Genomic DNA, 14,544 nt, shown 5'->3' with positions numbered 1-14,544 from the left:
TCAGTAAGTGAATCAACATCGGGTTCAGTAAGCGAATCAACGAGCGGTTCAGTAAGTGAATCGACATCAGGTTCGGTATCAGAATCAACAAGTGGCTCAGTAAGCGAATCGACATCAGGTTCGGTATCAGAATCAACAAGTGGCTCAGTAAGCGAATCGACATCAGGTTCGGTATCAGAATCAACATCAGGTTCAGTAAGTGAGTCAACGAGCGGTTCGGTATCAGAATCAACGTCAGGTTCAGTAAGCGAATCAACGAGTGGTTCAGTAAGTGAATCAACAAGCGGGTCAGTATCAGAGTCGACGTCAGGTTCGGTAAGCGAATCAACAAGTGGTTCAGTAAGTGAGTCAACGAGTGAATCGGTGTCATCATCTAATTCAGAGACATCGACTGGCTCAGAAAATATTAAACCTTCCGATAATGAAATACCATTAGAAGGTGTATTACCAACGTATGTACTAGATGACGTTGATAATATAAAAACACCAACAGAAGGAGTTTTACCTACTAACCAGTCAGATACGATTAAAGATGATAATATTAAAAACTTAGTTACTTTACCTGATACAGGGGAACATAATGCTGGGTTAATTCCTGGAGTTGCGGCTTTACTAGTAGGTCTTGGATTAATCAAGAAAAAAAGAAAAGATCCAAAAGAAAATGATTAATTAAATATGCAGTATTATATGGAGACAAACACGCACTCGCGTGTTTGTCTTTGATATAATAGAAGGGTAAATGTACATTGTGTGAAATTGAGGTTATTTAAATGTCTAATCACTATATTGAGATTAACGAAAGAAAAAATATAATTAAAAGAATATTATTTACATGTTTTATATTGATTATATTCATATTTGGAAATCACATCCAAATCTTACATACACCTGCTGAAATGAAAATTGATAAGATATATAAAATGACAGCATCAAATATGGGCGGTAATTTTGATATTATTAATATTTTCTCGCTCGGTTTGGGTCCATGGTTAACTTCTATGATATTTATAAGCTTATATTATTATAAATTTCCTAAAAAAATTATGAAGCTTACACAATTTCAAAGAAGTATTAGAGAGAAGTCTTTGACGCTTGTCATAGCTATTTTACAAAGTTATTTTCTTGTAGAGCATGCTTTTGAAGTTCAGAAACATCAAAATATAAATAACTGGACTGCGATGTTAGTTTTAGTAAGTGGTAGTATGATGCTTATGTGGATAGCGGATATAAATACTATCCACGGTATTGCTGGTGCAATGCCGATAGTATTTATTAGTTTAGTAAAAAGTTTTATTAAACAATCAGAATTTTTATATCAATTTGATATAAAAATTCTAATAATTGCAGGGATTTGTATCTTTATAGCATTTGTTACTTTGTTGATTATGGAGCTTGCAGAATACCGAATAAAGTATTTAGATATAATGACGGTATCAAAGCCTTATCAATCTCCATATATTTCATGGAAAATGAATTCGAGTGGTAGTTTAGCAATTATGATAACAATTGCATTGTTCATTAGCTTAAAATACGTAGTAGATTTGGTACGTTTCTTATTCTTGAAAAACGCAAAAATTGATGAAACACTTTTAGGATTCACTAGTCCTGTCGGTATCAGTATATTTATAGCAATGTTATTCTTCTTCACGTATTGGCTTTCAACATTTATGATTAATCCTAAAAATAAAGCAGAGATGTTTCAAAAGAGTGGAAACTATTTCGATGGGATTGAACCAGGAAAAGAAACAGAAGGATTTATAAAGCAAAAGACCCGTAGAGTTAGTTTTTTTGGTGCGTCAGTTGTAACAATTATTATTGGTTTACCGTTATTTGCCACATTATTATATCCGAAAATATCAATTGAAATCTTTTTTGCGATTCAAATATTAATGGTAGTTTATATCGCACTTAATATGGTTGAATATGTAAAGACGTTATTATATTTTGATAAATATGAGGGTTTCTTAAAAAAGTATTGGTAAGGAGTTTTTATGAAATATTTTATTCCCGCTTGGTATACTTCAAATGAATGGTGGAGAGATAGAGCAAGACCAGATTATGAAGCAATACACTCAAGGTCAGAATTTGATGATTTAATCAGTTTAATGGGAATGCATACTAAAAATGAAAAGAAATTTAAAATGATTATTTTAAATTTCTTTTCTGATTTAAGGACTTTTATGCATAGAAATCAATTATTTGAAGTAGATTATTGGTCAGTATTCGATGAAATACAAGGGTTTGATAAATGTCACACCACAACCCATTGATTATCAAAAATTGGCTTGGCCCGAAGGAACAGATTTTATATATACACCGTTTATTATAAGAGCAATCACATCTAAAGAAACGTACACAAACATTTATTATTCACCAATGGGTTATTTGATGTGGTTAGATTTTTATGAGCATAATGAAATGACTAAGAGATGCATCTTTGATGATAGAGGGATTTTGTCTGCAATTATTGAATGTAATAATGAAGGAAGTCCAATACTATTCAAAATATTAAACTATTTAGGTGATGTCGTTTTGACAGAAAATTTATTGACTTATAAAGTGACTGTATCTGAAACTTACTATAAAGATTTTAAGCAGAAAAATTACGATACAATGGTTGAATTAATTAAAGAGAAATTCGCAGCATATATTAGTCGATTAGATGAAACAGCACATTATATTGTTGGAGCAGATGTAAGACATAATAACTTAATTAATAATTTAATCCGAAACGAAAAACTAACGTATTCTGTGTTCACAAAAAGAAATAAATCTCTGAATAATGATTTATTAACTACAATTCAAGAAGCTGAGCATTGTATCGTCGATACAGAAGATAATGAAGATAAATTAAAATCTGAAGAAATGAATGAGGTATTACGAATTACACCATTTAGTACGTTAGTATTACCAAATTTAAGTAGTCAATTATATGAATCATATGTAGGAATAAATATTGATGGTTTAGATGAAGATATCATTGTGACTATATTGAATAGCGTATTCGAATTTATTAAAGAGAATGAACGTATTAAAGTTATCTTAATAAGTAGATCACACGAAAATAATCGTTCTTATCTTTCAGATATGATTCATGATATTAATCAATACTTTATTGAGCAAGAGGACGATATTGATTTATTAGATGAGAAAGAAAAGAATAAGTTAGAAGTGATTAAATTACTAGTATGCCCTTTCGAAAATGATGTCATTAAAGCAATTGCAAAATTAAGAATATTAGTCGACTTGAATGTAGAACCTGATTTATTCTTACAAATTTGTAGTATCAGTGCTGGTATTCCTCAAATCAATGTTAGAAAAACAGATTATGTTGAAGTAGGAGTTAACGGTTTAATTGTTCGAAATAATGAAGAAATGATAAAAGGTATAGCCCATTACTTATTAGTACTTAAACATTGGAATAAATCTCTTTCATATTCTATGAAACTCTCTCAGAAGTATTCGTCGATAAATATTATTAATGAGTTAGAACAGTTTATCGAAGGAGGATTTGATGAGAAAACTTTTTAAAGTGTTACAAATTGGAAATGATAATTACAGTGCATTATTTGACGACCCTAAAAAATATTATTGGAAACATATACATCCTCATGATTTAAATGATATTAATGTGATTAAAGAAGAACTTAAGTTGTTACTGAAAAAAGTAAAAGTGTTTGATTTTATTTTGGTTCAAACTGAAAATCAACCTGAATTATTACAAATTATTGAGAATATTGTTGAACCATATAATACGTATGTTGAAGCACCATATTGGCCAACTTTCCAGTATGAAAGGATAGTGCAAAAAAATATCATACGCAGTATTTCAGCAGAGAATAAAGAAGAATTGATTGAAAAAGTTAAGACACTAGGTTATGTCGGGCAATTTGGGGACAAAATCCATCCTAAGATGATTGTTCCAAATAAAACCTTCAAAGATGAAGTGATATATAATGGTAATAAGGAAGTCGTTTTTAAGGGTGATTTTGGCTCAGACTTTAAACCATTTGCATCATGGAAATATAACATCTTCTACGAACAAGATAGAGCAATAGAATTGTGGCCTGAGTTCAGCATAGTTGGGGAAGATATCGATGTTAGAATAATATTTCGTATGATACCAGCAGGGCTAGTAGATACAATAACTGAAGAATTTATTTTTGATTTGAAATCATTAAATGAACCAATACTATTTGAACGAAGAGATTATCAATGCTATCTTTCAGTTTCTATTGAAGCAAAAGGTAGTGGAACTATATCACTTGGGGCACTGCATAGAAGATGGAGTCGTTTAGAGTTTGGTGAATTTTTCTTAGGTGGAAATAGATTTGTCGATCAAGAAAGAAATGAATTTATTTCTTTCTTCCACCCGGGTGATATGAAGCCACCATTAAATGTATATTTCAGTGGTTATCGTTCAGCAGAAGGTTTTGAAGGATTCTATATGATGAAATCTTTTGAAGCACCATTTCTATTAATAGCAGATCCGAGGCTAGAGGGTGGATCATTTTATATGGGTTCTGATGAATACGAAAAGGGTATCATAAATGTCATTCAAAATAGTCTAAAGCAATTAGATTTTAAGTCTACTGATTTAATATTAACCGGCCTTTCTATGGGATCGTTTGGGGCACTATATTATGGTGCACAAATGCAACCAGCTGCTGTGATTGCCGGAAAGCCGCTTATCAATGTAGGCACAATTGCGGATAATATGAAGTTATTAAGACCCAATGATTTTGGTACTGCTAATGACATATTGCTCTCTTTAACAGGTGGCACTTCAACTAAGCATATTCAACAATTGAATGATAAATTTTGGAATAAGTTTGCTACTGCAGATTTACAAAATACAATATTTGGATTATCTTATATGATGCATGATGATTATGACTTAAATGCATTTCCTGAAATATTGGATGTGTTAACAAAACAACAAGCCAAAATAATTAGTCGTGGTATCTCGGGTAGACATAATGATGATTCAACAACAATCAATAACTGGTTCGTTCATTTCATTAATTTAATGCTAGAAACGAAGTTCGGGAGAAAACCATATGACAGAAAATAAATATGTGATTACATGGAATCAAATTAGCGGAAAAACATTTATGTATGGGACTGAAATATCTTTTAATGATACAGTAACTTTTCGTAATGAGTTAATGCCTTCTGGTACATTGATTCATGAATGGGTAATGAGAACGAACTATCAAGCAGATAGAAATATACCGTCATTGCCAATATTAAAAAGAAAAAGAGAATATAAAATAAAATTTAACATTGAATCTACACCAGAAAATAGTGTATATTTCAAAATTTTATTTTATAGAAGAGACGAAAGTTTAATAGAGTCGATTATTTTTGATACTTATGATGCATCATTCACTTTTCCTGAAGCTGCGTATTTCTATAAGATTGCATTAATGAGTGCATCAGTAGTTTCTTTTGAATTTGTTAATATAGTTATTTCTGATAAAGATTATCGAAGAAATCACAATATTATAAGACCTACAGAAAGTGTACTAAACATAATTATTAAAGAGCCATCACCTTTTAATTATGGGATAAATGATGAGAGTATTCAACATTTAAATAATGTGTTAGTAGTAGCTAAAGACGAGTTAAATGTAATAGAAGACTTTGTTCATAGATATCAAGTGAACTTTATTGGATATGGAGAGGTTTCGAATCTTATTGCATGTAAACTAGCAAGACAACATAACGAAATAGCATTCATCACCTCTAAACCTAATAACGATAGCATTATTCAATATGGAGAATTTCCAGAAAATGAGTTATCTATTTATAAAAATCAATCATCAGTTTTAAATAAATTAACCATGCAAATATTAGAACAGAGGTGATTTTTTGAAAAAATATATTAACACTTCTATAAATAATGTAAGGCTGAAGTCATTACAAAAGGTACTAAAAAAAGTTATTTCATATGCCGACAGATATGTTGAGTATAGTGACGCTGAATTACAACAACAAACGATGATATTTAAAGAAAGAATTGCTAAAGGCAAATCATTAGACAGTATATTGCCAGAAGCCTATGCTGTTTGTCGTGAAGCTAGTAGACGGGTAATAGGGCTGTATCATAAAGAGGTTCAAATACTCGGCGCGATTGCTATGCATCAAGGTAATATTGCAGAAATGCAAACGGGTGAGGGTAAGACGTTAACTGCAACTTTACCGCTGTATTTGAATGGTTTAAAGGGTAATGGCAACTTTTTGATTACAACAAATGACTATTTAGCAAAACGGGATTATGAAGAAATGAAGCCTTTATTTGAATGGTTAGGTTTAACTGTAAATCTTGGGTTTGTTGATGTACCTGGTCATACATATAAACCGGGTGAGAAAAAGGCATTATATGACGCTAATATCATATATACTACAAACGGTATACTAGGCTTTGATTATTTGATAGATAATTTAGCAGACCACATAAAATCGAAATTTATGCCCCCTTTAAATTATGCATTAATTGATGAAATCGATTCAATTATTCTTGATGCTGCACAAACGCCATTGGTAATTTCGGGAGTGCCAAGAGTACAATCGAATTTATATGCTAACGTAAAAGAGTTTATTGATACGTTAACTGAAGATGATTATGAATTGGATACCTCGCAAAAAGAAGTTTATTTAAATGATAAGGGTGTTGAAAGGGTCAAAACTTACTTTAATGTTGATCCATTATTTGTTGAAGATAACTTTGATTTAATTCGCATTGTTAATTTATCTTTACGCGCAAAGTATTTATTTGAATTTAATACGGATTACTTTGTAAAAGATGGTGATGTCGTACTAATTGATAGTACGACAGGTAGGATGCTCACAGGAACTAAATTACAGTCTGGTTTACATCAAGCAATCGAAGCACGAGAACAAGTAAAACTATCACCTGATTTAAGTGCAATGGCTACAATTACATTTCAAAATCTATTTATGCAGTTCGAAAACTTTTCTGGAATGTCTGCAACCGCAAAATTAGGAGAGCGCGAATTTACTGATTTATATTCTAAAGTTGTTATACAAGTACCCACGGATAAACCGGTAATAAGACAAGATATTGATGATAAAGTATTTATTGATATGGATAGTAAAAATAGATGCATACTTGATGATGTGATTGAAATTCATCGAACGGGAAGACCCATTTTACTTATCACACGCACTGCTGATGCAGCAGAATATTTCTCAACAGAATTATTTAAAGTAGATATCCCCAATAATTTACTTATCGCAAGAAATGTTGCAAAAGAAGCGCAAATGATAAGAGAAGCGGGGCACCACAAAGCAGTAACAGTTGCCACAAGTATGGCAGGACGTGGAACAGACATTAAATTAGACAAAGACTCATTAGCTTTAGGTGGGCTTGCAGTTGTAGTGAATGAACATATGGAGAATAGTCGGGTAGATAGACAATTACGTGGACGAGCAGGTCGCCAGGGGGATCCTGGAACGAGTCAAATTTATATTTCGTTAGAAGATTATTTGGTGAAGCGTTGGGGAAATGACAGAATGATTGATAACCGTGAACGATTATCACAACATGCTGATCGTTTAGAAAATGGTAGGCTCTTAATTAATCGTATTAAAAATATCGTTAAAAAAGCACAAATCGTTTCTGAAGAACAAGGTGTCATTGGGCGTATGATGTCAAATGAATTTGAAAAAAGTATTAGTATACAACGCATGAATGTCTATCAAGAAAGAGATAGGGTACTAGAAGCAGCAGAATTTTCAAGTTTTGATTTCACTACAATTGCGCGTGAGACGTTTATGCGTTTTGTTGAAGAACATCCGGATTTAGATGAAAGAACACTGCTAGCTTATATATACACAACGGTAAGTTTTCAATATGACAATGACCTACCGGAGGATACATTGGAAAGTAAAGAAAATATTATAGCATTTTTGATGGATTTGTTTAAAAAACAATTGCAAGAAAACTATAAGATTATTAATCATGAAGCAATGTATAAAGAATATTTACAAAAAGCAATCTTAAAAGCGATAGATAGCGCTTGGATTAAACAAGTTGATCAGTTATCTCAACTGAAACATAGTGTGACCAATAGAAATGGACATAGAAGTTCAGTGAGCGAATACCATAGAGTAGCATTAGAATCATATAATGGTATGAGTTTAAAAATCTATGAAAGTATTGTAAAAAATATGTGTTTAAGTATCATAAATTTCGATAAAAAGGGAAATATGATTATTCATTTTCCATAAATAAGAGGTGGAAACATGATTTATAATATAAATTTCGGTATTGGTTGGGCTAGTAGTGGTGTTGAATATGCCCAACGATATCGTGCAAAGATTTTTAGAGATATTAATGTTGATGCCAAGTTTGTATTTTTAGATTTTATCTCAAATGAGAATATTCAAACGTTAACATCTAATATGGATTTTCAAGATGACGAAGTAATTTGGTTATACCAATACTTTACTGACATTAAAATAAGTCCAACGACGTATACAGTCGACAACATAAAAGAATCAATACATGGAAATATCATTAGAGAAGAACAAGTCGGCAAAATATTAAAAATTATATTTGAGGGGCAGAATAATTTTATCGCATGTTACTTAAAAGACGCAGATTCTAGAGTAGTTGATCGTGCTGAATTTGTTTCTAATGGTTTCTTGATTCGGAAAGACTTTTATACATACGTAAAATTATTTAGTGAATATTATGCCCCATTTGACAACAAGGCCAAGGTTTATATGAGAACGTTTTTTAATGAAGATGGTTCGGTTGCATATAAAGAATATATTGATAATGACAATAGTATTTTTGATTTTCCTAATGAAAAGTTATATTCAAAATCTGAATTCGTTGGTTATTTTATTAAAGCATTGAATCTTACTAAGAAAGATATTGTAATATTAGATAGAGCTACAGTAATTGGTCAGGCAGTATTACAAAATAAAGGCGAAAGTAAAGTGGGTGTGGTGATTCATGCAGAACATTATAGTGCCAACTTTACAGATGATCAATATATTTTATGGAATAATTACTATGATTATCAATTCACACAAAACAAGCATATAGACTTTTATATTACTGCAACAGAAACACAGAATAATCTACTGAAACAACAGTTACATGATTATAAAGCAGTAAAGTCACAAATTTATACAATACCAGTGGGGAGCATAGATAAATTAAAAGGCAAAGACAGTGAACGACAGCCTTATTCAATTATTACTGCTTCACGCTTAGCGAGTGAGAAACATATAGATTGGATTGTACAAGCAGTTGTTCAAGCCCAAAAAGTATTGCCAGACATTAGATTAGACATCTACGGAGAAGGAGTAGAAAAAGGTAAAATCTTTAATATTATCAATACACATAATGCTTCGTCATTTATTAATCTAAAAGGTCATGAAGATTTAGACAATGTTTATTCTCAATATGAATTATTCTTATCTGGTTCTACGAGTGAAGGATTTGGATTAACATTAATGGAAGCAGTAGGGTCAGGGTTAGGTCTTATTGGATTTGATGTAAATTACGGGAACCCTACATTTATTAATTCGGGTAAAAATGGTTTATTAGTACCTTATGAAGCAGGTAGTGAAAATCACGAAGCATTAATACAAAGATATGCGGATGCTATTATAGCATATTATAAGACAATTAATGATAATGCACATAAAGAATCATATATAATAGCAAAGAACTTTCTTACGGATCAAGTGATTGAGAAATGGAAAGGATTAATAGAAGAGGTGCAAAAATGATAAATTTATTTGAGCATTTTAACCCATCGACTAAAGCATTATATAATACATTACTTAAAGCAGGATATACACATGATACAGTAGTTATTGAAGAAGATGGATTTCTTCCGGAAGGCATCATTACGCCCTATCAATTCTTTTCGAATGTAAAAGTGTATCAAAACGATAAAGGCATTCACTTTAATGAAATAGAGACACCTGATTTCTGGGAAATTGAGGGGACAAATACTAGTGGCACGATAAAAGATATGGGTGAATTGAGAGCAAATATTAGATTTCGTGCTAATTTTAAAAATAGAATTGTCAGTCACGTTGAGTGGCTAGATAAATCTAAACAGATTAGATTTATTGATTATTATCATCAAGCGGGTTTTAAATTTGCAACGAAAGTATTTGATTTAAGAGGAGTACCAATTTTACAAACGTATTATGACCGACAAGGTAATGAAGTAATCTATGAAAACTTTGTTACAAAAAATATTATTGTTTCTTATAAGGCAAAGGAATATTCTTTTGTTAGTAAAGTGGAATTTGTACAATTCTTTTTAAGAGAAGCTTTCAGTCAATTAGATGGATTTATAATTAATTCACTTTCTTACCCGTTCATTATTGTGTATCAAATGGGTATTAAAGGGAAAGATATTTTGTTTTGGCAAGAAAACATTGGAGATGATATCCCGGGAAATATGAAGGTGATGTTTGAATATGATATGAGAGAGTTTACTGTAGCAATTCCAGATGCCCTTGAATTCAATCGTGTACAAAATGTCGTGGGTCACGATGTAAAGCATCGTATTATTCAATCTGGCTACTTATACAGATACTTTAAAAAAGCGCAATTTGGTAATCAAGTGATTACACTTACTAATTCTGATCAAGTAGAAGGCATTGAATTAATAGTACAGAAGTTGCCGTATTATGAATTTCATATTGCAGCAGTAACTGAAATGTCATCTAAGTTAATGGATTTAAATAAATACAATAACGTCGTTTTATATCCTAATATCAAAAGAGAAAGAGTAATTGATTTATATAAGAAATCAAATATTTATTTAGATATTAATCATGGAGATGAAATATTAGAATCGGTAAAAGGTGCATTCGATTATCAAACATTGATTCTTGGGTTTAATGAAGTGGCACACAATAAAGAATGCACCGCGCCAGAAAATTTGTATGAGATTAAACAAATAGATTCATTAATAGACTTATTAAATAATTTTGAGAAGAATAATAATCTGTATTATGAAAGATTAAATTTACAAAAACAACATGCTAATGAAGTGAGTGGGCAACAATTTCATAAAGCATTTAAAAAGTAATACAAAATTAGAAATAGACGCAGAAACCAATGTTTGAGGTTTTTGCGTCTATTTTTGTATTTTAGAATTATTCAGTTTTAAGTGGAGCGACTTGACGTCCTAAATCTGCTGGAGCGAGTGGGTTTTCGCGTTTTGGTATTGGCTTGTTTGTAGATTTAAGTTTGTCTGGGACTTTACCAGCTTTTGCTTCAGTTTTCGTACCAGCTTCATTAACTGTAGACTTACTTAAGTCAATCTTTTGTGTCTTCTCTGAGAATTCTCCGAGTGCATCTTTCTTAGCATCTTTTGTTAAGTTCACGACACTATCGATAAACGTTCCTGTTCCGTTTGCAACTAATCGCTTAGATACATCATTGAAAGTTGTGTTATGGAATGTTGCAGTCGTATTATTGGCATAAACAGCCGTAATCGGTGAACGTTTGCCATCCATTTCTACATTATTCACAACAGAGTTATGCATATTAAATGAATAGTTCTCAGGTTTCATGCCTTCTGTGTAATATACACCATGGACAATATCGTTACGTCCGAACGGTAATAAATCCATTTCCACATTATTTGAACGCTCACGCAATTCGCCGTTTACACCTGCTGCGATAAAGTAACTTTTCGCACGTGTTTTCACGTCATCAGTATTCCAATACACATTACCGTACGTTGACTCTACGTGGAATGTTGTTTCGTAATCATTAAATGTAGAATTCGTCACATTAATCGTTGTATTTTGATCTTTTAACCAATTCTCTTCTTTGGTATCTTGAATTGTACCGTTTTCAAGTACAACGCCGATCCAACCCATATATTCTTTAGAGCGTTTCGATGTCTTGGCGTTAGATACAACTTTATCAATGTTGACAATTGCATCATCTCTATGACCACTTAAATAAATCGCCATACCGAAACTGTCTGTAATATCATCGCCACCAACATCTTCTAAATTCACATCTTTAATATTTACATCACGGTACTCTTGTGCAAATATGGCATAGCCCCCGTACATATGTTTAAATTCAACATCATGTATGTTTAAATCATTTGTATTATTTATCGCGATGCCTTTAGTCATTGGTGTTTTATAGAAATCATCAGCATCTTTCATCTTGAAGTATAAGTCTTGAGGGTTTTTACTACCGTCAATTGTAATACCTTCAATCTCGATTTCAGACAAGAAATTCTTTTCTGATCCAAGGCGCATCGCATAAAACTCAGGCGGATTAGTCATTGGATTCTTCGGTTTAATGATTGCACCTTCACCTTTAATATGTAGCCCTTTAATATCATTTACTTCTATCGTTTTATTCGTGTCATAAGTACCTTTTGGAATCACGACTTCAACAGCTTCGTCTTTTGACTTTTCAATTGCTTTTGTTATTGCATCTGTATCATCTTTATTGTCATCTGGCTTTGCTCCGAAATCTGCTACATTAATTTGTTTTGCATTTTTAATAGAAGGCGCTTCTTGAGTAACATTTTCTTTAGATGTTTCTTCAGTACTTGTTTCTTTGGACTTTTGTTTCTCTGAATCTTGGCAACCAGTTAGTAATACGCTGAACGCAACAGCTGGGAGTAACCATTTTTTCTTAAAAGACATTATTTATTCTCCTTTGAATCATAAATATTTATGATACAGTTTATTCTAACATATTCGAGCAAAAACCTACTGATATAAGCTAATTATATCAGTGTAAAAATAAATTAATTTAACATAAAACGCTATCATACCCATAAAATCTTTACTATAATAAAACTAATTGAGTAAACAGGGGGATATATTTGTGAACTACTTTTGGCTGAATTGTGGATACAATAGATTTAATCACTTCGAAGATTTAATGGGACAAGTATCAGTGTTCGACTCCACAGTACACTTTAACCCGAATGAAGGATATACAGCATTCAAACGCGCAGTGCCAGGAGATAAAGTCATCTTCTATCAAGTGCAGAATAAAATAGGCATACTTGGGGCAGGATCTGTCTTAAAAGTTGAAGAGCCAAGACGTGGACAAATTAAAATACATTTTAAATACGAAGAAAAGCTTGCGCCATTTACGAAAGAATATTTAATTCGAGATGAAGCACTTAAACTTACGATTAATAGTATGAAAGAACAACTGCTTAATCCATTATCTGAAGAAGACTATGAAAAGATAGTACGCGTTGGGCGAAATGAGGAGAAGATTAACCGTTACTTTATAATGAAGGAAGACATAGATTTTGAAGCGGATGAAACATATACAATCTATGTGCGCAATATTAATGGCGTGAATCGTAATGGATTTAAACACTATGGTCAGATGCAGCCAGGTGATAAAGTAATTATCTACAAGATAACGCCAGAAAGAGGAATATACGGGACTGCTATCGTCGTAGAAGGGATGCAGCGCAATCAACCGATACCGGGAAGAACAGACAGTACATCCGTGAAGATAAAATATATAGAAGACATTACACCGCGTACAATCTATGAACTAGACCGAGAACCACAATTGCGTGCACAATATTTCCTGAATGAGAAGTGGAATGAATCCGTTACTGAAATAACACGCGTTCAGTACGATACATGTTTAAATCCATTAACGGACCTTGAACCAATACAATCACCTACTATCCAGCAAATGATTGATACAGCAAATTATTCGTCAAGAAGAAGTACGCTGGAAAAGCAAATGAAAGTTCAGACCGATAACTCCAGTAATCAACAGTCAGATAACCAGGATGATGAACGATTAAATGCACAGCAATCCAGCAATCGACTATCAATTCAACATCAATCATTGCAACAGTCTTTAACATCACACAAACCTAAAGTTGCGCCAAAGCCATGGAAGATGATCTATGTATTCAGTCTGCCCGAACATTTCAACGGAGTAGATACTGCTATTAAATATCTACAGCTTAAAAGAGATAACTTAAAAATTTACACAGCAGATACGATATGGACAAGTGGTAATCTATATGGTCAATATGTTAAAGAAGATGAAGATATTGTATTCCATCAAGGCATAATTACAGAAGCATTAGCAAGTTCGTTAAAACACGACTTACTAATAGAAGATTTTCATCACTTAAATGCAACGCAACTCAAACCACTGATCCATGCAGCACAAGGTGAACAAGTATCATTACCTGTCATGAAAGAACTTACGCGTGCAACTATCGGATTAGATGATGAAGCGACTTATCAATTAGATGTAGATTTTAAAATTGTTGCAATAACGACATCATCAATTGATGATTTTAAAGCGCAGTATCCAATATATATGCATCAATATATGAAATTTTATGCATATAAATAAATTTATTCAAGAGGGAAATTCTATAATCAAGTTAGCCACCTACGGTGTGCTTTAAAATAAAAAATGAGCCATGTGCATCCATGTTAATATTGTAGTTACCACAACAAACAATAAGGAATGAATGCAAATGACTCATCTAAATGGTACCACTA

11 protein-coding genes are annotated in these 14,544 nt (G+C 32.2%); 10 read left to right on the top strand and 1 reads right to left on the bottom strand.

Annotated features, from left to right (window positions below):
* The 9 genes from BHU61_RS13160 to gtfB all read left to right on the top strand — a co-directional run.
* A partial coding sequence (locus BHU61_RS13160; protein ID WP_146608876.1) for an LPXTG cell wall anchor domain-containing protein occupies positions 1 to 669 on the top strand: 669 nt, incomplete at its 5' end.
* Positions 670 to 770: 101 nt separating this feature from the next.
* Positions 771 to 1,982: an accessory Sec system protein translocase subunit SecY2 gene (secY2, locus tag BHU61_RS13155; RefSeq protein WP_111717530.1), complete on the top strand. Its 1,212-nt coding sequence runs from the start codon at positions 771 to 773 to the stop codon at positions 1,980 to 1,982.
* Between the two features lie 9 nt (positions 1,983 to 1,991).
* Positions 1,992 to 2,270, top strand: a complete 279-nt coding sequence (gene asp1, locus BHU61_RS13150; protein WP_111717528.1) for an accessory Sec system glycosyltransferase Asp1 — start codon at positions 1,992 to 1,994, stop codon at positions 2,268 to 2,270.
* Positions 2,227 to 3,531 carry an accessory Sec system protein Asp1 gene (asp1, locus tag BHU61_RS13145; protein WP_111717526.1) on the top strand — a complete coding sequence of 435 codons (1,305 nt, stop codon included), beginning with the start codon at positions 2,227 to 2,229 and terminating at the stop codon, positions 3,529 to 3,531. The genes asp1 (BHU61_RS13150) and asp1 (BHU61_RS13145) overlap by 44 nt, the downstream gene beginning before the upstream one ends.
* A complete protein-coding gene (gene asp2, locus BHU61_RS13140; RefSeq protein WP_111717525.1) occupies positions 3,515 to 5,074 on the top strand; it encodes an accessory Sec system protein Asp2 in 1,560 nt (519 codons plus the stop codon). The genes asp1 (BHU61_RS13145) and asp2 overlap by 17 nt, the downstream gene beginning before the upstream one ends.
* Positions 5,061 to 5,870, top strand: a complete 810-nt coding sequence (asp3, locus tag BHU61_RS13135) for an accessory Sec system protein Asp3 (RefSeq protein ID WP_111717523.1) — start codon at positions 5,061 to 5,063, stop codon at positions 5,868 to 5,870. Before asp2 ends, asp3 begins: the two co-directional genes overlap by 14 nt.
* A 4-nt stretch (positions 5,871 to 5,874) precedes the next feature.
* Positions 5,875 to 8,256 carry an accessory Sec system translocase SecA2 gene (gene secA2, locus BHU61_RS13130; protein ID WP_111717522.1) on the top strand — a complete coding sequence of 794 codons (2,382 nt, stop codon included), beginning with the start codon at positions 5,875 to 5,877 and terminating at the stop codon, positions 8,254 to 8,256.
* Positions 8,257 to 8,271: 15 nt separating this feature from the next.
* Positions 8,272 to 9,774, top strand: coding sequence for an accessory Sec system glycosyltransferase GtfA (gtfA, locus tag BHU61_RS13125; protein WP_111717520.1), 1,503 nt, complete (start codon positions 8,272 to 8,274; stop codon positions 9,772 to 9,774).
* Entirely contained in the window at positions 9,771 to 11,096 is a 1,326-nt protein-coding gene (gene gtfB / locus BHU61_RS13120; RefSeq protein ID WP_170122567.1) for an accessory Sec system glycosylation chaperone GtfB, read from the top strand. Before gtfA ends, gtfB begins: the two co-directional genes overlap by 4 nt.
* A 67-nt stretch (positions 11,097 to 11,163) precedes the next feature.
* On the opposite strand, the gene BHU61_RS13115 is transcribed toward gtfB, so the two are convergent.
* A complete protein-coding gene (locus tag BHU61_RS13115; protein ID WP_111717517.1) occupies positions 11,164 to 12,687 on the bottom strand; it encodes a glycosyl hydrolase family 28-related protein in 1,524 nt (507 codons plus the stop codon).
* Between the two features lie 184 nt (positions 12,688 to 12,871).
* On the opposite strand from BHU61_RS13115, the gene BHU61_RS13110 reads away from it, so the two are divergent.
* Positions 12,872 to 14,392: an EVE domain-containing protein gene (locus BHU61_RS13110; RefSeq protein ID WP_111717516.1), complete on the top strand. Its 1,521-nt coding sequence runs from the start codon at positions 12,872 to 12,874 to the stop codon at positions 14,390 to 14,392.
* The last annotated feature ends 152 nt before the right edge of the window (positions 14,393 to 14,544 follow it).

Source organism: Macrococcus epidermidis (genome assembly GCF_003259695.1).
GTDB classification, from domain to species: Bacteria; Bacillota; Bacilli; order Staphylococcales; family Staphylococcaceae; genus Macrococcoides; species Macrococcoides epidermidis.
This window is presented reverse-complemented; position numbering and strand designations above follow the sequence as displayed.